The following is a 21,216-nucleotide window of genomic DNA, read 5'->3' as shown; positions in this document are numbered from 1 at the left end:
AGCTGCACAACTTCGCGGCGTCGCACGTGTATCTATTGATGGGGTGTTTTGGTGCGCGGACGGGTCCGCCGTGCCAGACGTTCCCAGCAACACAAGCTGCATACGCGGGGCAGCAAAGATACCGGCGCGACCATCTTGAAGGATTGGCATGAGCACACAGATTCGGGGCAGGCACGCAGTTCTGCGTAAAGGCGAACGGCGTTTCAATTTGGCGCCGCTTGCGCAGGCCGTCGCCCTGACGCTGGCCGCGGGAGCGGTGACCGCACCCGCATATGCGCAGCGAGCCTTCAGTCCTGGTTGGTTCGCCAACAAGGGATCGATTCAGAACACCGCCTCGCAGACTGGCATGCTGCCCAACGGCATGCCAGCGTCTTCGCTCACCAGTCCCCTGGGCCAGCAGCAGCGCGCCAACGATCAGCTCAAGCGCTCGATCAACAATCTCAACCTCGCTGCGCGCGGCATTGCGGCCCAGCAGGCGGCACAAGAAGCCGCACGCCGTGCTGCGGGCCTCGCCCCCTCCGATGTCCCCGACGGCCTGGCCGAAGGCGGCCTGAAGGTCGATACGAATTCGCTCACCGCCGGCTGGCTCAACGCCAAGGACCCGACCCAGACGGTCGCAGGCGGCCGCACCACGGTCGACATCCAGCAGACCGGCGACAAGGCCATCCTGAACTGGGAGACCTTCAACGTCGGCAAGAACACGACGGTGGACTTCAAGCAGAACGCCGACTGGGCGGTGCTCAACCGGGTCAACGATCCCAGTGCCCGCCCCAGCCGGATCCAGGGCCAGATCAAGGGCGACGGCACGGTGCTGATCGTCAACCGCAACGGCGTGGTATTCGATGGCACCAGCCAGGTCAACACGCGCAACCTGGTGGCCGCTGCCGCCAACATCAGCAACACGCAGTTCCAGAACAATGGCATCTATGGTGCCGATGCCAACACCGCGAGCCTTACCGACGCCCTGGGCAAGGTCGAGGTCAAGGCGGGTGCCAGGATCACGACCCACGAGCCTAAATCCGCCACCCAAGGCGGTGGCTACGTGCTGCTGGCTGGCAGCGAAGTTCACAACGCGGGCGAGATCACCACGCGCAAGGGCCAGACCCAGCTTGCTGCTGGCGACAGCTTCCTCATCCGCAAGGGTTTAGGCACGGACGCGAACACGGCATCGACCACCCGCGGCAACGAGATCGCACCGCAGTTCGTTGCGGACAGCACCGCAGGCAAGGTCACCAACAGCGGCTTGATCCTCTCCCGCGAAGGCGACATCACCCTGGCCGGGCGCGACGTGCGCCAGGACGGAGTGGCGATCAGCACGACGACGGTCAACACCCGTGGCACCGTTCACCTCTTGAATTCGGCCAACGATAGCTCAGGCGCAGTGACCCTGGGCAAGGATGCGATCACCGCCGTGGTGATCGAGGACGACGGCAAGACCACGGCGCTGGACAGCCAGCGCGATGCATTGATTGCCGAATCGGCCAAGCAAGACTTGTTGCGCAGCCTGGGTATCACAGGGGCCTTCAACAATCTCTCGGCCATGGCCGACCGGCGTGACCTCTCGCGCATCGAGATCGTCTCGGGCGGCAATGTGGTGTTCGAAGGCGACAGCCTGACGCTGGCCACGGGGGGACAGATCGTGAGCGATGCGCGAGGTCGCAGCGTCGTGGCAGAAAAGGCGCAGCTGGATGTTGCCGGTGCCGTCGGTGTGACCGTGGCGATGGAGAGCAACAACGTCAAGGTCAACGTGCAGGGCAACGAACTGCGCGACTCGCCGCAGAACCGCGACAGCGGCAAGCTATTCAACAACGACGTGTGGATTGACCGGCGCCAGTTGGTGCTGGTACCCAAGGGCACGGGCGGCTATGAGAGCGACCGCTGGTACACCTCCAACGGTTTGCTCGAGGTCGGTGGATACCTGAGCAACCAAGGCCACGGCATTGGCGAATGGGCGGCGCAGGGCGGCACGGTACTGCTGGGAGGCAAGGAAGTCATCACGCAGGCGGGCTCAAGCGTGAACCTTGCCGGCGGCACGCTGGACGTGCAGACGGGGTTCATCAACCAGACGTGGCTGAAGGGCCGCGATGGGCGGCTCTACAGCCTGGACAAGGCGCCGGCCGACATGGTGTTCAACGGCGTCTATAAAGGCTTCGAATCGGACCATGAACGCTGGAAGGTCACCGAGTTCTTCTACAGCCCGCTGATCGGGCCGCAGAGGCGACTGGAGAATGGCTACACGGTGGGCAGGGATGCCGGCACGCTGATCGTCAGTGCACCCACGGCCGTCCTCGAAGGCGACATCGTGGCCGACGTGTTCAATGGCACTCGACAGTCGCGTACCCGCGACGCCCTTGCAGACGGCTACCAACAGGCGCAGACCGCAGTGGCGCTGCCGGGAACTCTGGCGCTTCAAGGCTATGGTGTCGTCAATGCCGTTCCGACGACCATGGCCTCGGCCACACAAGTCACCTTCAGCAACGCCGAGGCGCCCACCGATCGCACCGGCACGAGTTGGCTCAACGCCGATGCGATCAGCAGCTTCGGGCTCGGCGGCATCACCGTATGGTCGACGAAGGACATCGTCGTCAAGGATGACTTGACGCTGGCGCCTGGCGGCAAATTCGATTTCGCCGCACCGAGCATCGATGTCTATGCCGATCTCACGACGCGGGGTGGCAGTGTGTCGCTCGGCAGTCTGGCTGGCACGGTCGGGTTGATCGATGCCAATGGTGCGGTCCACATCGGGCTGCATACGGGTGCCACGATCGACACGCGTGGCTTGTGGACCAACCTGCTTACCGACCCCGACGCCGGCTCGTCACGTCTGGCCTTCATCAATGGCGGCGCGGTGTCGTTGAAGTTGACGGGTGGGGACAATACGCAGACCACCAATTCCGGCGACGTGACGCTGGAGACGGGCTCGCGAATCGACGCCTCGGCCGGCGGCGTCATCCTCGCCAGTGGCAAATTCTCCGGCGGCAAGGGCGGCGACATCACGCTGGCGACCTTCGACTGGACCGACGGTGCGTATCAACCGTCACGACTCGCTGCGTCCCTGACGCTGGACGGTACGCTGGCCTCCTACGGATTCAGCAAGGGCGGCGCGCTGACGATCCGGACCGACGCACCGGTGGTGATCGGTGAGACGACGGTGGATCTATCGTCCGGGCAATTGCCGGCAGGCGTGGCTGCGCCTTACAGCCTCACTCTGACGCAGGATTTCGTCGTTCCGGCCGGCGTGCCGCTACCGGTTGATGCAGTGAAAACCTTTACCGTCGGCACATCTCTTGCAGGTGTTCCGATACCGACAAAACCAGCCCACTACGCAATACAGGATAACGGGCCCACAGTCGCCGACTGGACCAACGTCCCGTACGATCTGACGTATTTTGTGGCCGGCCGAGGGGATATCTTTGTCCCCAAGGGCGGCACGCTGCCAGCCGGAACGATTCCCGCCTTTAGATTTTCAGGGCTTCCCGACACAGCGACCATCACCATTCCGCAGGGTGTGTACGCTTCGTTCACCGTTAAAAACGGTGACCTCAACGCGGCTTATGTTGCGGGTGCCGTACTGCCCTTCAATTTGACGCTGCAAGCGGGCGTCAACCTCCCGCGCGGCGCGGTATTGCCGCAGGCGGCAGCGGTGCAGGCGCCCCTGCAGCTCGCTTCCGGACTGTTCGGTTCCGGCTTTTCCAGCTACGCCGTCAATGGCAATCGCGGCGTCTTCGTCAGCGACGGGACCAAGGTCGATGTGACCATGCCGGTCTATCAGCTCTCGGCCTCGGCCCATGGGCTGGCGACCGGCGGCGACATCGCGCGCGCGGCCGATCTGGTTCTGCCGACGCTCTATACGGAAGATCCGATCAACGGCAAACTGACCCAGCGGGCGGGCGCCAGCGTCGCGCTGGCCGGCAGCGAAATCGAGGTCGGAAGCGGTGCCGCCATCACGGTCGATCCCACGCAGTCGATCCGTCTGACGGCTACCGCGCAGCGGATCGCCATCGACGGCGATCTGGTGGCGCATGGCGGCAGCATTGCCTTGTTGTCTGATCGTTCGACAGTGTCTTCGCTCGTCGACCCGAACGGGTTCCTGTGGATCGGCGGTGATGCGCTGCTCGACGTTTCCGGCGAGGCGGTGACCGCCCTCGACAGCCGGGGGCGTCGCTACGGTTTCGCGCAAGCCGGCGGTCGGTTGCTGATCGGTCTGGAGAGTTCCCCGACGGTCGATGCATCTGGAAACCCGACGTCGAGTGTGATCACCGCGCCTGTCGTCATCCGGCCGGGCGCGCGGCTTCTGGCCAATGGCGCCGCAGCGATGATCGACGTCGCACGCGGCGGATCGACAGCGCTGGCCGGCGATGGCGGCCTGGTCCGGATCGGTTCGCGGAAAGCCATCTTCAACGACGGCACACTGGAGGCGCGATCCGGCGGCACCAATGCGGCCGGCGGCACGCTCAACCTCGTGCTCGCGTCTTCAGCGGTCTTGGACCCCAGCGTTACACAGACGAGTTATCGGCAGGATCCGACGGGGCGTTCGATCATCCTGACGCAGAACCGTGCCGCCTCCGGCCTCGATGCTGGACTGACTGTGGCAGATGTCGCAGGCCTGCCGACCGGTCAGGTGCACATCAGCGCCGATGAAGTGACGGCCGGTGGGTTTGGTACGCTCGATCTGATGGCGAGCGACAGGTTCGTCTTCGATGGTGATGTCTCGCTGCACCTGCAGCAGGCGCTGATGCTGCGTGGCGGCGCAATCATGCATACCGATGGGGCGCTGCCGAGCGTCGTCATCTCCGCGCCCTACGTGCTGCTGGGGGGCGCAGCGGGAACCGGGGTCTCCGTAGGGTTCAATCCGGCTCCCCAGATTGTTCAACGCTATGCGGGCAACCTGTCGATCTCCGCTGCGCTGATCGACATTCAGCACACGGCTTCGTTCAGTGCACTCCAGATGTCAGAAGGGACATATAACTCGGTGGCCGGCTTCGACCATGTCGTGCTGAACAGCAGCGGCGATGTCCGCTTCGCTGGCAGCAAGGTTCTGCTTGACGGGCGAGATCCGACCGATCCGACCGCGTATCTTCCCAACCCGGCGCAGATCTATATGGCCGGATCAGATCTGACCATCAACGCGTCGCAGCTCTATCCGATCACCGGCGGGGTCGGGCTGATACAGGTCGGCCCGAACGAGATCCCGACTGCCGGCGATCCAAACTGGACGTTGACGATCAACGGCCTCGGCGACAACCCCGCCGTGCCGCTGTCGGCGTTCGGATCGCTCACCTTGAATGCGCCCACGATCCATCAGAACGGCATCGTCCGGGCGCCGCTCGGGACGATCGCATTCGGCATGAGAAATTTTTCCTACTATGACGAGGTCGATCGCATTACCAAGCAGTACGTCTCGAATGTCACGCTCGGGGCGGGCAGCATCACCTCGGTCAGCGCCGAGGGACTGACCATGCCCTATGGCGGCACCGTGGACGGGCTGTCCTGGCTCTATGACAAAGAGACGGTTTATTTTTTCGATCTGGCGACGTTCAGTAACGGCGGCGTCAACTTCAACAGTGCGACACTGACTGCGGAAGCGGGCTCGCTGATCGACGTCGCCGGCGGCGGTTCGCTGACCGGAGCCGGTTTTATCACCGGGCGCGGCGGCTCGGTCGATGTGCTGCACACCGCGCTGGTCAACGCCAATCCGGCCAACACCTACAGCACGTCGAGCGCGCAGGTCTACGCGCTGGTGCCCGGTAACGCGTTGGACTATGCACCCGTGACCACCGATGCCGCCATGCCGGCGATCGGCCGGCAGATCACGCTGGACCACGCGATGGGCGACTTGCCGGCTGGCACTTACACCCTGATGCCGGCGACCTATGCGTTGCTGCCGGGCGCTTACCGCATCGAACTGGGCGCCAAGACCACCCTGGCCCAGGACGCCATCCGGTTGGCCAACGGCTCCTACGTCGCCACCGGCATGCTCGGCACGGCCAAGACGGGCCTGCGCGACTCCTTGGCGACAAACGTGATCATCACTCCGGCTGCCTCGGCCCGCAGTTATTCGCAATACAACGAGACCAGCTACAGCCAGTTCGCCATCGCCAATGCCGCCACCTTCGGCGCCGTGACCCCGCGTCTGGAACGCGATGCCTCGTCGATCTGGATCGACTTTGGTCCCAACACCGGCAATGTGCTCGATTTCGAGGGGTTCGCCGACCTGACCGCCGACAAGGGCGGCAAGTCCGGTACCCTGTTCGTCGGCACCAGCAGCAGGCTAAACCTCCCCACCGCGATCGAGGTGCGGTCGGAGGGATCCGCCACGACCGCCGGCATGGCCTCGGTCACCGCCGAGGATCTGTCGCGCTTCGACGCCGGTACGCTGGCCATCGGCGGCAGCTACAGCCTGCAAAACGTGAGGAATGACTATGCGACAGGTCCGACGGAATTCGGGCCGCAGGTCGTTCTCACGGCTGCCTCCGACAACACAGTGCTGCGAGCCGGCGCGGTTCTCAAGGCTGGACAGGTGTTCCTGCTGGCCAAGAACGCGGTCACCGTCGAGAGCGGCGCGACCATCGACACGCGAAAAGGCGCCACCAACCTGCTCGATTCTTCATTGGGTTACGTATTCAATGTCGCGTCTCCCGGTAATGGCCTGGGCAGCAGCGCTGCGCTCGCGGTCGGCAATGGCCGGCTGAACTTTCTCGGCGCGACGGGCGGCTCCTCGCCCAGCAGCATCGCCATCGCCGATGACGTATCGCTGCTGACGCGTGGCACCATCGCTCTGTCCAGCAGCGGCGTGCAGACCCTCGGCGACGTCACGCTCGCCGCGCGCTATCTCGCACTGTCGACGACGGCCTTCAATATCGGCACCGCGCAAAGCCTCACGGACGGTGGCAGCACCGGCGGCATCGACCTGACCCAGCAGATGATCGACCGGTTGCTCGGATCGGACACGCCGCTGGAGCAGGTCACGCTGGCGGCCAGTCAGTCGATCAATTTCTACGGCAACGCCCGACTCGATCTGACGGGTCGGGCCGGCGTTTCGCCGACATTGGTGCTCAATACGCCGGCGCTATACGGCTGGGGCGCGGCCTCCGACCAGGCTTCGATCACCGCCGACACGGTGATCTGGAGCGGTGTCGTGCGCGGCGTCGGTGTGCCGGGTAGCCCCTATGTCAGCGTCACTCCCGGCGCGGTCGCGGCGGGCGGCGCCGGGACCGGTTCTGGCAGCCTGGCGATCAATGCCCGCAACATCGTGTTCGGCTACGAGCCCGGCGCTCGCAGCCAGGACCAGACCGCGCTCGACCGGCTGACGCTCGGCTTTTCGACGGTCGACCTCATCGCGAGCGACCGTATCACCGCCAACCATCGCAACACGCTCTCGGTCTATGCTTCCGGACCCAATCCCGGTTCGGGCTTCGACGCCAAGACCTATGCCGGCAGCGGCGGCACGCTGAACCTCGTCACGCCGCTATTGACCGGCGAGGCCGGCTCGTCCATGGCCTATCGGACCGGCGGCAGCCTGACCGTCAGTGCGCCGGCGGCGGGGGCCGCGGCGACCGCGCCCGTCACCGCGCTCGGCGCCGAGATCCAGCTGTTCGGCAACCAGGTCGCCGTCGATACCGCCGTGGCGCTGCCGAGCGGCCGGCTGTCGATCACCGCCGACGACGGCATTGTGCTGGACCGCCGCGCCGCCATCGACCTTGCCGGTCGGGCGGTGCGCTTTTTCGACGTCACCAAATACAGCTGGGGCGGCGATCTGCTGCTGGAAACCGCCCATGGCGCTATCGGCCAGGCGGTCACGTCCAGCATCGACGTCTCGGCCACGAGGAGTGAGGCCGGGTCGATCAAGGCTACTGCGACCGGTGTCGGCGGCACGGTCGATTTCGCCGGCAGCCTGGCCGGCGCCGGCGGGCAAGGTTTGACTTCCGGCAGCATCGATTTGCGCGTCACCAGCCTCGCCGATTTCTCTGGCTTCAACCGGAAGCTCAACGCCGCCGGATTCTTCGAGGCGCGCAGCTTTGTGGTCAAGACCGGCGATCTGGTGGTCGGCGATGAGGTGCGCGCCAAAAATGTCGCGCTCTCGGCCGATGGCGGCTCGCTCACCGTCAATGGCCGGATCGATGCCTCGGGCACACGTGTCGGCAGCATCTCGCTGGCCGCACGCGACGACCTGACGCTGGCCGCAACCGCCGTTCTCGACGTGCATGGCACGACGCTCGCCGTCGATGGTCGCGGCATGCCGATCGAGGCGTCGAACCGGGGGCGTATCGAACTCTCGACCAAGAGCGGCACGCTGCAGCTGAATTCCGGCGCGACGCTGGACCTGTCGACACCAAGCGGCCTCTACGGTCAGGTGGTTCTCAATGCGCCGCGCACGGGCGAGACTTCGGGCGATGTCAAGGTCAATGCGGCCGGTCCGCTTGCTATCAAAGGCGTGGCCAATATCGCGCTCAACGCCTTCTGGACCTACACGCTGCCGGGCGGCAGCGTTATCGATCAGGCGATGCTCAATGGCTATGACGCGGCGAACGTCAGCTTCATGACCGCTGCGCTCGGCAACGGCGCCCTGCAACCCCGTATTGCCGGTCTTAGCGCCTATGGCGATTCTCTCCACTTGCGGCCGGGCGTGGAGATCGCCTCGACCGGCGACCTCTCGACCTCGGGCGATCTCGATCTGTCGGGCTATCGCTACGGCGCCAATGCGAACCGCGATGCGAACTCGGCCACCTATGGCGCCGGGGAACCGATGGCGCTGGCGATCCGTGCTGCCGGCACGCTCACCGTCAAAGGCAGCATTTCCGACGGGTTCGCCGGCACGCCGGGCATACCGGGAACGCCCAACGTCTATGAAGGTGTAGTCGATATACCGACGACATTCTCATTGGACGATTGGGGTTACAGCAATCCGATCTACAACAGTGTCGACTACACGGAATATTATCTGGCTGCCGATTGGGTGGTTCCCAATATCGACCTCTACGGATTCGGAATCTTTCTCGGTAGCGGATCCTACAATCCTGGCGATACGGTCAAGGCCGGAACCAAGTTCGTTTTGGCAGAACTCTACCTGGACAGCAGTGTGCCGCTGCCGGTCATCGCCGCGAGTTTCACCCCCGGCATCCCGGAAATTCCAGGGCAATCCGCCGCATCGGTGGGCGCTGTGATGCAGGCGGCGGGCACGCAAAGCGCGTCGTTGCGGCTGGTCGCGGGCGCCGATCTGGCCTCGGCCGATCAGCGCACGCTTGCCGCCGCCTCGACATTGCGATCCCTTGGCGCCGGCTATGGCAGCCTGGTACTGGATGCGCCGATCACCAACGATCCGGCCACCCATAACGAGATCGCCTCGGTGATCCGCACCGGCACCGGTTCGCTCGATCTGCTGGCCGGCGGCGATTTCCGGCAGAACTCGCTGTACGGCATCTACACCGCCGGCAACCAGGTCGCCGGTACCGATGCCTACAACAAGACGGCGTCGGACACCCAGCGCATGTACTTCACCGATCACGGCGGCGATTTCAGCCTGACTGCCCAGGGCGATTTGCGCAGCTATACGGCCTACGATCCCTCAGGTGGTGGATTCAACAGCAGCGAGCCCTCGAACTGGCTGTGGCAGCAGGGCGATGCGGCGCAAGGCGAAGCCACCGCCTGGGGCGTTTATTTCGGCGGTTTCGCCGGCCTGGGTACGCTCGGCGGTGGCAACGTCCACATCACCGCGGGCGGCGATGCCGGTTCCACCAGCAACTTCAACGTCCAAGACAACGGTGGTTACCTGCCGTCGTCCGACGACTCCTTCAATCTCGTGGTCGCCAGCAGCGGCTACGTCGCGGGCGGGGCGCTAAGCCAATATGGCGGCGGTGCGCTGCAATTGGACATCGGCGGGCGCATCAACACCGGTGTCTATTCGAGCGTGGACCTCGTGGATTTCCTGGGTGTCGGCACAGGTGCCGTAGTCAATTTGCGTGGCGATACCGCGATCGGTGCCGGATCAATCGGCCAGCTTCTGTCCAGCGGCTATGGCCTGCGAAATCCCGATGGCTCATCCATCTACGATCCGCGCGCCGCCGACACCACGCAGCCGCGCGATCTGACGTTCTACACGCCGCTGCGGCTGGTGACCGGCGATGGTACCGTCACGCTTCACTCCCGCGGCACCGCCGGCGTCCTCACCGCAACCGACCCGTCTCCGGATGGCATGTCGCTCTGGACAGGCCGCAGCGGCTACACGCTGTTTTCGGCCGGCGGAAGTCTCAGCCAGCTTCCTGTCGCGGACGCCGGCTCCGCCAATAGAGACAGTCTGAGGTTCGATCCGGCCCACTTCACGGCCATCGCGCCGTCCGGCTCGATCAACGTGGCGCTCATGCTGTCCCCAAACAGCACCGGCAGCCTGGAATTGCTGGCCGGCGAAAGTCTGTTCGGCAAAGCCATCATGTCCAGCGGCCCGACTGCCACCGACCTTCATGCCGGCGACCCAGATCCGATCCGTCTCTATGCGGTAGCCGGCGACGTCATGCTGACGAGTGGCGACTATTTCGAGGACAACACGGGTGCGCGCGCCTCCCAATTGCTTGCGGCCAAGCCTGTCGTGATGCGGGCCGGCCGCGACATTCTCACCAACGCCTACATCCTCAACAACGATCCGACCGATGTGTCCGTGATCTCGGCCGGCCGCGACATCCTGAACTCCGTCATCGGCATCTGGGGCCCCGGCGTGCTCGATATCTCGGCCGGCCGCAACATCTATCAGACCGACAAGGGCAGCCTGTACCTGAGCGATAGAGGTTCGATCATCTCGTATGGCGCCGTCGTTGCCGGCGACACCCGTGCGGGTGCGTCGATCGTGTTGACGGCGGGCGTCGGTGCCGCCGGGCCGGACTATGCATCGCTGGCAAAGCTCTACCTCGATCCGGCCAACCTGGCAGTGGTGGGCACGCCGCTCGCCGACCAGCCCGGCAAGGTCGCCAAGACCTACGAGGACGAACTCATCGTCTGGCTCAAGGACCGTTTCGGCTATGCCGCCAAGGACGAGGCCGAGGCCCGCACCTATTTCGCGGGCCTGGCGCCGGAGCAGCAGAACATCCTGCTGCGCCAGGTCTATTTCGCCGAACTGAAGGCGGGTGGCCGCGAATACAACGATCCCGCGAGTTCGCGCTACGGCTCCTATCTGCGCGGGCGCGAGGCCATCGCGGCGCTGTTCCCGGCCGACCGGACCTATGGCGGCGATATCACCATGTTCACCTCCTCGGCCCTGCTCGGTCCCAACGTCCGACCCGGCGGTGGCATCCGGACACTCTTCGGCGGCGACATCCAGATGCTGACGCCGGGCGGCAAACAGATCATCGGCGTCGAGGGGCAGGTGCCGCCTTCGACGGCGGGCGTGGTGACGCAAGGCGCCGGCGATATTTCGCTGTATTCCCAGGACTCGGTCCTGTTGGGTCTTTCGCGCATCATGACGACCTTCGGCGGCGATATCCTGGCTTGGTCGGCCAAGGGCGATATCAACGCGGGCCGTGGCTCCAAGACAACCTTGGTCTACACGCCGCCCAAACGCGTCTATGACGCCTATGGCAACGTGACGCTGTCACCGGACGTGCCGAGCACGGGTGCAGGCATCGCCACGCTCAATCCACTGCCCGAAGTACCGCCGGGCGATGTGGACCTGATCGCGCCGCTGGGCACCATCGACGCGGGCGAGGCGGGCATTCGCGTGTCGGGCAACGTGAACCTGGCGGCGCTGCAGGTGGTGAACGCGGCCAACATTGCGGTCAAGGGCGAGGCTATCGGCATTCCGACTATCGCGGCGGTGAATGTGGGTGCGTTGACCAATGCGAGCGCTGCAGCATCGCAGGCCGCAGGTGCGGCGCAGGAAGTGCTGCAACGCGATCGAGCATCGGCGCGACAGAACCTGCCCTCGATCTTCACGGTGCGCGTGCTGGGATTCGGCAATGAGCCGATGGACGATGCTCCGTCCCGCTCTACCCCTTCGCGACCCGATTCGCGGACTGAACTGCGCTACGACAAGTCGAGTGTGGTCCAGGTCATTGGGGAAAAAGGCCGTCTCTACCCCGAGCAGGCCGGCTATCTGACCGAGGGCCAGCGGCACCGCTTGCGCGCAGACCGCTAGCCGTTTTTCAAGTTCCTCACGACCCCTCCCGCTGCCAGTGGCTGGCAACGGGAAGGCGGGGTGTTGCCTGCGCAATCCGTAGGGGTGCAGACGGCGTGACTCACATGGACTTCGCAATGATGAACACGATGCAGACGGCCCTTGGCCGATCTTTCCCGGCCTTGCCAGCGGCGTGGATGGAAAACCCCGGTTGGAAATGCCCCGAACGGATCCGGCCCGCGTTCCAGTCCGTGCTGCCGCCGGCTCAGGATACGGCCGCGCATCTCCGGGAGCATCTGGTGCAGCACTACGCGCAGTTGCACCAGCGCGTGTCGCGACGATTCGGCGGCGCCGACCTGGCCGCCGAGTGTCTGCATGACACCTGGCTGCGGCTGGCTCGCCCGGTGGAAGGCGCCGTTGACAATGCCGACGCCTATGTCTTTCGCATGGCCTGCCATGTGGCCACGGACCGCCTGAGGGCGCAGCGGCCTTCGGTGTCCCTGGACGATCCCGACAACGGTTGCCCCGAGTTGTCTGATGAATTGCCTGGCCCGTATGCGGTGGCCGAGGCTCGATCGTCGCTGGCGGCCCTGTCGCGTGCAATGCAGGGCCTGTCGCGCCGACAGCGCGCGGTCCTCTTTGCCTTGCGGGTCGAAGAGCGCAGCCGCGGCGATGTGAGCCGTTGGCTCGGCATATCGCTGCGTTCGGTCGACACGGCGCTGCGGCAGGCACTGGCGCACTGCAGCACCGAGTGTGACATGCACTAGAGAGAGCTTTTCGCCGCACTGTCCGCAGTAGAGATCCTCAAGGCGCAAGGCACTCCGGCAGAGCATGTCGAGTTGAACAGTCCAATGCTCATGCTGATGCACTGGGTGCCACAGTCGGTCAGGCCGGGCCGGCGATTGCATCATTCCTGGCAAAGTAGGCACGCGGTGAGAGGACTGTCGGCGTGTATGGCAAAGCTCTCCCGGTCATCGTCGCGATGGAAGACGTGACCGTCGAAATCCCCAAGCACACGATTAATCAAGCCAAGGAAAACTACGGGAGCGGGGGAAAGCCGCGCCCAATGTCTCTGACCCGGCGGCATCGCTGCAGGCCTGGGTCGAGCGTGCGGGCCAGCAGTTCCGGGAGTCGCTGCCAAGCGCCAGACTTGCGCGCCTGGGCGCTGGTCGTTGCTCTCTGCCGAAAAATTCCAGCCCTTGTTGAATCGTGACATGGATCGTGACATGACTCCATGAAACGCCCGGCCAAAAAAAAGCCCGCTGTCGTTGTGACAGCGGGCTCTCCAGAGGCCTTGCGGCTTGTAGGTGGCTCCTCGACCTGGGCTCGAACCAGGGACCTACGGATTAACAGTCCGGCGCTCTACCAACTGAGCTATCGAGGAACAAGCCTTAGATTATAGCGCGATTTTTTCACTGCCCCAAAAAGGCATGCGCACGATCTCGCTTTGAGCGACCGCTGCGCCCTACAGCGTGATGTTGACACCCAGGCGCAGTGTGCGTGGCGCGCCCGCGAACAGGTAGACGTGGCCGTACTGGTAGGGCGACTCCTTCCAGTAGCGTTTGTCGGCGAGGTTCTCGATGCCGAGCGTCCAGCGCGTGGCCATGCCGGCCACGCGGGTGTCGTAGCGCAGGGCCGCATCGACGCGCGTCCAGGCGGGCAGCGTGATCGATCCGTCGGGCAGCACGTTGCGTCGGCCTTCGTGCGAGAGCTGTCCCTGCACTTCGAGTCCCGGCACGGCCGCGATGCGGTAGGCGGCCTGCGCGCGCAGCACCTGCTTGGGCACGTTGGTCGGGCGCTGGCCGTTCACCGCGGGCGAGAACTCGCTGCCTTCGCGCTTGGCGTCGATCAGCGTGAGGCTGCCGCCCAGTCGCCACGGGCCGGTGCGGCCTTCGGCGCTGAGCTCGAGGCCGCGGTGCACGGCCTTGCCGTCGTTGCGGCCGATGCAGTCGGCGCCGGCGTTGCTGCAGGCGTCGATGTTGCTCATGGGGCGCGAGATGTCGAACCAGGCGGCCTGCCAGTTGAAGCCTTCCTGACCGCCCTTGAAGCCGATCTCCCACTGACGCGAGACCAGCGCCGGCAGCGCTTCGCCCGCGTTGGCGTACTGCGAAGCCTTGTTCGGCACGATCTGCGACTCGACGCCTTCGCCCCAGCTCGCATAGGCCAGCAGGCCCGGCTGCAGCGCATAGCTGATGGCGACCCAGGGCGTGGTGACGCCGTCCTTGTAGCCGGTGGGACGCGAGCCGTCGGTGCGCACGCTGTCGCGGTCGAGCCGTGTGTGGCGCAGGCCGACCCAGGTCGTGAGCCGGGTGTTCCAGCGGATTGCATCCTGCAGCGACAGTTCGGTCGAGCGTTCGTCGCGGTTCGTGTTCGGGTCGTAGACCGCCGGTTCCAGCGGCACGACGGCCGTGCCCCAAATGGTGCCGGGCGTGCTCAGGAAGGTGTTGGTCTGGTCCTGGAATCGGTTGCGCACGCGGCTCGAGAGCAGGCCGATCGACAGGTCGTGCCGCACGCTGCCGGTCATGGCCTGGCCCTTGAGATTCAGGCTGCCCGCGGTTTGCGTGCGACGTTCGTTCTCGCTGCGGAAATCGTAGAGATCGAAGCTGCCGTCGGCGCAGTAGCGGTCGTAGTTGCCTTCGGCACTGCAGCCGAACGCATAGGCCAGGCGGTCGTCGCTCTTCAGGCGCTGCTGTCCGATCTGTGCGCTCCAGCGCCAGTCGGCATTGATGGCCTGCGTGAAGCGCAGCGTGCCGGTGAGCCCTTCGAACACCGAGGGTTGCGACCAGGGCTGGTTGTTGATGTTGATGCGCGGGTCCATCGGCGCGGGCAACGTGTTGCCGAGCAGGCTGAAGCCGTTCTGGCTGGGCTGCGTCTTCTTGCTGTATTCGATCTCGGCCTCGATCAGCGAGTCGCGCGTGACGCGCCAGTCGGCTGCCAGCGAGGCCATGTGGCGCTGGCCGTCGAGCGCGAAGGTGCGCGGCTTCAGGTCTTCGGCCGCGACGTTGAGCCGGTAGCCGAACTGGCGCTCGGCACCGAAGCGCCCGCCCAGGTCGACCGCGCCCAGCACGCTGCCGCGGCCCGAGACTTCGGCACGCACTTCACGCAGGTCGTTCTCGGTGGGCCGCTTCACCACGTAGTTGACCAGCCCGCCCGGCGCGCTGGTGCCGGCCTGAATGCCGCTGGTGCCGCGCAGGATCTCGACGCGCTCCTTGTTGTCCAGCGCGATCGCCGTCTCGGCGCTGATCGGCAGGCCCTCGCGCCGGTAGTTGAAGCGGTTGTCCAGCACGAAGCCGCGCACCGTCAGGTAATCCCAGTAGCCCGCCGAGTTGTAGGCGTCGGTGACCGAGGCGTCGAACTGCGTGAGGTCGGCCAGGCGGCGTGCACCGCTGGCCTGCATCTGCCGGCTGTCGACGATGGTGGCCGACAGCGGCACCTCCTTCAGGGGCAGGTCGCCGAAGCCGGAAATGTCGGCTTGCGGCGGGGCGCTGCGCGCGTCGATGGTGACGGGGGCCAGCGTGGCTTCCTGTTGCGCCTGGGCGGCGGCGCTCATGGAAAGCAGTGCGGCCGCAGCGGCCAGGGCGAGAGGGGAAAGGGCAGGAGAGCGAGCGACGGACATGGAAGCGAGGGCAGTCTGGAAAAAGGATGAGGATTCAGTGCATGCGGGCGCCGGCCGCGACCGCCGCGGTCAGCTGCGCGGCCGTGGCTTCGGGGTCATCGGCGGCGATCAGCGCGCGCACCATCGCGACCGATCCCACGCCGGTGCTCAACACGGCGGGCAGCTGCTCGGCATCGATGCCACCGATGGCCACCAGCGACTGGCCACGCAGCAGGCGCGCATAGGCCCTCAGGCGCGCGACGCCCTGCGGCGCGGTGGCCATCTTCTTGAGCGTGGTCGGGAACACCGCGCCCATCGCGATGTAGCTGGGGCTCACGGCATCGGCACGCACCATCTCGGCATAGCCGTGCGTGCTCACGCCCAGGCGCAGGCCGGCGGTGCGGATGCGCTGCAGGTCTTCAGCCGCGAGCGCGTCCAGGTCCTCCTGGCCCAGGTGCACGCCATAGGCGCCGGCCGCGATGGCGGCCTGCCAGTGGTCGTTGATGAACAGCAGTGCGGCGGTGCCGCGCACCGCTTCCACCGCGGCCCGCGTCTCGGCGTCGATGGCGGCCGCGTCGTCGGACTTGAAGCGCAGTTGCACCGTCGGCACGCCCGCGCGCGCCATGCGGCCGACCCAGGCGGCGTCGGGCAAGACTGCGTAGAGGCCCAGCCGCTCGGGGCAAGGCGCGAAGGCGTCGGCGCGCTGCGCGGGCGGCAGGGGCGACATGCCGAAATCTTCGGGCGTGTCGGGCCAGGCCTCGGCATCGAAATGACCGGTGCGCAGGGACTGGGCCTGCCAGGCGCGGGCCAGGCAATCGGCATCGACCTCGATGAAGCCGAGCTTGAGGCAGTTCTCCTTTGCGATGCGGTAGGCATGCGCCACGGCGTGTTCTTCGGCTGCGGCGGGTGTGGCCGATGCAGCCGTGCCGAGGCGTTCGCTGCAGGTCGCGACGGTGGCGGGGGCGGAGCGGTCGTCGTGGTTCATGTGTTCAGGAGGCCGAGTGATGCCAGAAGGGCGTGCCGAGAACCGGCGTGCTGGGTTGGGCCGCATCCTGCGCGGCCATGGCGCCGGCACGGTGGGCGGCGCGGCCGGCCTGCACGGCGTCGGAGAAGGCGCCTGCCATCGCGACCGGGTCCTGCGCCAGCGCCACCGCGGTGTTGAGCAGCACGCCGTCGTAGCCCCACTCCATCACCTGGCAGGCGTGCGAGGGCAGGCCCAGGCCGGCATCGACCAGCAGGGGCACGTCGAGCCGCTCGCGCAGCAGTTGCAGGGCATACGGATTGACGGGGCCGCGGCCGGTGCCGATGGGCGCGGCCCAGGGCATCACGGCCTGGCAGCCGACGTCGACCAACCGCTGGCACAGCACCAGGTCCTCGGTGCAGTAGGGCAGCACCTGGAAGCCGTCCCGGATCAGGTAGGAGGCCGCTTCGACCAGGTTCAGCGTGTCGGGCTGCAGCGTGTAGTCATCGCCGATGAGCTCGAGCTTGATCCACGGCGTGTCGAACAGCTCGCGCGCCATCTGCGCGGTGGCGATCACTTCCTGCACGCCGTGGCAGCCGGCGGTGTTGGGCAGCACCGGCACGTCGAGCCGCCGCAAGAGCGCCCAGAAGCCGTGGTCGTCGGTTGCGGCCGGTGCCTGCGCCGCGGTCTGCCGTCGCAGCGACGCGGTCAGCATCGCGGGCCGCGCGCGTTCGACTGCGGCCGCGAGCACGTCGGGCGACGGATAGCGCGCCGTGCCCAGCAGCAGGCGGCTGTGGAAGGTCTGGCCGTACAGCACCAGGGGATCGTCGGATGGGGATGGGCTCATGGTGTCAGCCTCCGGTGACAGGGCGGATGACCTCGATGCGGTCGTCGTCCTGGAGGGGGTGCGCCGCGTAGGTCGAACGCGGCACGAAGGCGCGGTTGACTGCCACGGCGAAAGGCGGCACGGCGGCCAGGGCCGCAAGGGCATCGGCCACCGTGGCCGGCGCGCTCAGCGTGTGCGGGATGTCGTTGATCAGCACGTTCATGCGGGGGTCTCCGTCGTCGTGAGGCCGAGGCGTTCCGCCAGCGCGGAGCGGCCTTCGGCCAGCCATTCCATCGCCATGTCGAGTATCGCCGGGGCGAGCATGAAACCGTGGCGGTAGAGGCCGTTGATCTGTAGCACGCGCGACGCCGGCTGGCGCAGCGCGGGCAGGTTGTCGGGCAGCGTCGGGCGGCACTGCGTGGCGATCTCGAGGATGCGGGCCTCGCCGAAGCCGCTGTGTACCGCATAGGCCGCGCTCAGCAGTTCGAGCGTGGAGCGCACGCTGGCCGGCGACATGTCGTTCGATTCGATCTCGGTCGCGCCGATCACGAACACGCCGCCGGGCTTGGGCGCGATGTACAGCGGATAGCGCGGGTGCACCAGCCGGGTCGGTCGCGTCAGGCCCACTTCGGGCGCATGCACGCGGATCACCTCGCCGCGCACGCCGCGCAGCGCGGGCCATTGCGGCAATGCGCCCAGGCCGCGGCAGTCGATCACGCGCTCGTCGGCACCCGGCGTGAAGTCGTCGGGCGACCGGGGCGCATGCCAGTGCAGCTGCACGTTCGGCAGCGCCTCCAGTTCAGCCCGCAGTGCGGCCAGCAGCGCGCGGTTGTCGAGCTGGCCTTCTTCCGGCAGGAACAGGCCCTGCCCGAAGCGCGTGCCGAGCGCGGGCTCGAGCGCCGCGATGCCGGCCGCGTCCACGCGCTGCATGGCCGGCAGTTCGGGCACCTGTGCCGCGGTGCGTTCGAGCACGCGCGCCAGGCGCACCGCCTCGGCCGCATCCTGCCGGTGCCACAGCACCAGCGTGCCTTCGCGCTGGAAGAAGACCGGCGTCGCAAGCGAGGCCAGCAGCGCGGGCCAGCGGCCCAGCGCGTAGCGGCCCATGCGCACCACCGACAGCGGCGCGACCGCCGACTCGGCCAGCGGCGCGAGCATCGCCGCGGCCACGCGCGCGGCGGCGCCATCGGCCTCCGGGCCGCCCGCATCGAACAGCGCGACCCGGCAACCGGCACGCGCCAGCGCGAGCGCCATCAGCCGGCCCATCAGGCCGGCGCCGAGCACGCTCGCGGTATCGAAAGGCAGTGTTTTCATTGAATTGATTCGACGGCGGATCGCCACCATCGCCCATAATTTTCGGCATGACGAACCCACCGACCTCCGTGCTTCCTTCTGCGCAACGCTACGCCCGTGTGCTGTCCATCGCGGGCTCCGACAGCGGCGGCGGCGCGGGCATTCAGGCCGACCTCAAGACCTTCGCGGCGCTGGGCTGCTACGGCATGACCGCCATCACCGCGCTCACCGCGCAGAACACGCTGGGCGTGCGCGGCATCCACGGCGTGCCGCCGGCATTTCTTAAGGCGCAGATCCAGGCGGTGGTCGAGGACATCGGCGTCGACGCGGTCAAGCTCGGCATGCTGCACGCGCCCGAGGTGGTCGAAGTCGTGGTCTGGGCCATCGACCACTACGGCCTGCGCAACGTGGTGCTCGACCCCGTGATGATCGCCACCAGCGGCGACCGCCTGATCGCTCCCGCGACCGTCGACGTGCTGGTGCGCGAGCTGTTCCCGCGCGCCGCCGTCGTGACGCCCAACCTCGACGAGGCCGCGCTGCTGATCGGCCATGCGATCGACGGCATCGGTGCGCTCGACGGCGCAACCGATGAACTGTTGGCGCTCGGCGCGCAAGGCGTGTTGCTCAAGGGCGGGCATCTGCCGGGCGACGAGGTGGTCGACGTGCTGCTGCAGCACGGCGGCGCGCGCCATCGCTATGCCTCGGCACGCATCGCCAGCCGCAACCTGCACGGCACCGGCTGCACGCTGTCGTCGGCCATCGCCGCGCACCTGGCGCTGGGCCATGCGCTGCCCGAGGCCGTGGCGCTGGCGCGCGCTTATGTGCTCGGCGCGATGGCGGCCGGCGTCGATGTGGTGGTGGGCGCGGGGCATGGTCCGCTCAACCATGGCTTCGCGCCAGTGCCGACCCATCGTTTTGCGCAGGTGACTGCGGCTTCGGTCGTGTGAGCCAGGCCAGCACGAAGCTCAGCGTCAGCGTGGGCAGCGCCGAGCCCCACTGAGGTGCCCAGGCCGCGCAGCCGTGGTACAGCGCGATGCCCGCGAGCCACAGCCCGGCCGCGACCGGATCGATGCGGCGCGGCGTGACCACCGTCGACGCACCCGTCCCCAGCCGGCCCAGGATCACGCCGTAGAGCGGCACGAAGACCGAACTCAGCATCAGCAGGAAGGGCTCGAGCGTGTGCATCGGCAGCACCAGCGCGAAGGCGATGCACACGGCGGCCAGCACCAGTCCCCAGCGCCGAACGCTCCAGCGCGGGCGCAGGCTGTGGGCCGAGACCGAACCCGAGTAGACGTCGCCGTAGGCGTTGTCCAGTTCGTCGATCAGGATCAGGCCGAGCGCGAGCAGGCCGCCTTGCGCGAGCAGCAGCGCGGTCACGAGGTTGGTGCCCGGCTCGGCCACGCTGACCACCATCACGCCCAGCGCATAGCACCAGACATTGGCGACGCCGTAGCCCAGCCAGGTGCCGCCGAAAGCACCACCCAGGCCGCGGCCCGCGCGCCGGCCGTGCCGTGCGTAGTCGGCCACCAGCGGCAGCCAGGACACGGGCATCGCGATCACCAGATCGAGCGCGCCGAACATGCCCATGCTGCCGTTGCCGGGGCGCGACCAGAAGGTGTCGAAGCCCTTGGCCTGGAGTTGCGACGCGAACTGCCAGGTCAGCCACAGCAGCGAGAGCACCACCAGCGGCAGGCCGAAGCGGCTCACGAAGCGGCGCACCAGCGTCACCATCGAGCCGGCGAGCAAGGCCAGCAGCACGCCGCCCCAGAGCAGCGTGGTCAGCAGCGTGCCGAGCGCACCGTTGGCATCGAGGCCGAAGGCGCGCTGCGTGAGCGCCTGCGTGCCCTCGCGCATCACCACGAGTTCGAAGGTGGTCCAGCCGATCAGCTGCACGATGTTGAGCAGCACCGGCAGCCGCGCGAAGGCGCTGCCGTAGGTCGCATGCATCAGCCCCGCGCTGGCCAGGCCGCTCTCGCAGCCCAGCCGCGCGGTCCAGGCGAGCAGCGCCGCGCCGATGCACGAACCCACGAGGATCGCGACCGTCGCGTCGCGCGTGCCCACGGCCGGCACCAGGTAGGCGCCGATCTGCATCACGAGCAATCCGACACCCAGGCTGAACCACAGCGACGCATGGTCGTGCCAACCGAAGACGCGGCTGGACAGGGGCAGGGGGGTGAGCGCCTCGTTGCCGCGCGGCGCGGCGGGCGTCGAGGCAGCAGAAGTCGTTGTCGTCGGAGTCGTTGCCATTCATTTGCTCCAGTGCAAATTCTTTGGCAGGTGGGCGTGGCCCGAATGCGCAAGGCACGCACCTGGACTCGACGGAGCGGGCGTGACGACGTGGCGGTTTCGGACCGGCTTCCCTGCGCGAGGATTACCTCGGGCCACCTAAATAAATAAGCGGATGTACAGGTTCAAAGGGTGTGATCTCAGCCGGTCCGAGCGAT

General features: G+C 66.8%; 9 protein-coding genes and 1 tRNA gene. 3 read left to right on the top strand and 7 right to left on the bottom strand.

The window, feature by feature from the left end:
• Positions 1 to 148 precede the first annotated feature (148 nt).
• Positions 149 to 12,121 carry a filamentous haemagglutinin family protein gene (locus ACSFBC_RS23430; protein ID WP_435512733.1) on the top strand — a complete coding sequence of 3,991 codons (11,973 nt, stop codon included), beginning with the start codon at positions 149 to 151 and terminating at the stop codon, positions 12,119 to 12,121.
• Positions 12,122 to 12,237: 116 nt separating this feature from the next.
• Positions 12,238 to 12,867 (top strand): RNA polymerase sigma factor, encoded by a 630-nt coding sequence (locus ACSFBC_RS23425; protein ID WP_435512732.1) that lies wholly within the window; start codon positions 12,238 to 12,240, stop codon positions 12,865 to 12,867.
• Between the two features lie 541 nt (positions 12,868 to 13,408).
• Here ACSFBC_RS23425 and ACSFBC_RS23420 read toward each other — a convergent pair.
• The 6 genes from ACSFBC_RS23420 to ACSFBC_RS23395 all read right to left on the bottom strand — a co-directional run bounded on the left by ACSFBC_RS23420 (position 13,409) and on the right by ACSFBC_RS23395 (position 18,793).
• Positions 13,409 to 13,484 (bottom strand) — tRNA-Asn (locus tag ACSFBC_RS23420).
• Positions 13,485 to 13,565: 81 nt separating this feature from the next.
• Positions 13,566 to 15,650, bottom strand: a complete 2,085-nt coding sequence (locus tag ACSFBC_RS23415) for a TonB-dependent siderophore receptor (protein WP_435512731.1) — start codon at positions 15,648 to 15,650, stop codon at positions 13,566 to 13,568.
• 100 nt (positions 15,651 to 15,750) lie between these two features.
• A complete protein-coding gene (locus ACSFBC_RS23410; protein WP_435512730.1) occupies positions 15,751 to 16,680 on the bottom strand; it encodes a thiamine phosphate synthase in 930 nt (309 codons plus the stop codon).
• A gap of 4 nt (positions 16,681 to 16,684) precedes the next feature.
• Positions 16,685 to 17,503, bottom strand: coding sequence for a thiazole synthase (locus ACSFBC_RS23405; RefSeq protein WP_435512729.1), 819 nt, complete (start codon positions 17,501 to 17,503; stop codon positions 16,685 to 16,687).
• Between the two features lie 4 nt (positions 17,504 to 17,507).
• Positions 17,508 to 17,705: a sulfur carrier protein ThiS gene (gene thiS, locus ACSFBC_RS23400; RefSeq protein ID WP_435512728.1), complete on the bottom strand. Its 198-nt coding sequence runs from the start codon at positions 17,703 to 17,705 to the stop codon at positions 17,508 to 17,510.
• Positions 17,702 to 18,793, bottom strand: a complete 1,092-nt coding sequence (locus tag ACSFBC_RS23395) for an FAD-dependent oxidoreductase (protein ID WP_435512727.1) — start codon at positions 18,791 to 18,793, stop codon at positions 17,702 to 17,704. Before ACSFBC_RS23395 ends, thiS begins: the two co-directional genes overlap by 4 nt.
• Before the next feature lie 47 nt (positions 18,794 to 18,840).
• On the opposite strand from ACSFBC_RS23395, the gene thiD reads away from it, so the two are divergent.
• Positions 18,841 to 19,719: a bifunctional hydroxymethylpyrimidine kinase/phosphomethylpyrimidine kinase gene (gene thiD / locus ACSFBC_RS23390; RefSeq protein WP_435512726.1), complete on the top strand. Its 879-nt coding sequence runs from the start codon at positions 18,841 to 18,843 to the stop codon at positions 19,717 to 19,719.
• Here the strand turns inward: thiD and ACSFBC_RS23385 are convergent.
• Positions 19,652 to 21,019, bottom strand: a complete 1,368-nt coding sequence (locus ACSFBC_RS23385; RefSeq protein WP_435512725.1) for a purine-cytosine permease family protein — start codon at positions 21,017 to 21,019, stop codon at positions 19,652 to 19,654. The two genes, thiD and ACSFBC_RS23385, sit on opposite strands and share 68 nt — an antisense overlap.
• Positions 21,020 to 21,216: the final 197 nt, after the last annotated feature.

This window comes from Variovorax frigidus (assembly GCF_051216515.1).
Classification (GTDB): Bacteria; Pseudomonadota; Gammaproteobacteria; order Burkholderiales; family Burkholderiaceae_C; genus Variovorax.
Note: the sequence above shows the minus strand (reverse complement) of the source record. Positions and strands in the feature narration are given on the sequence as shown.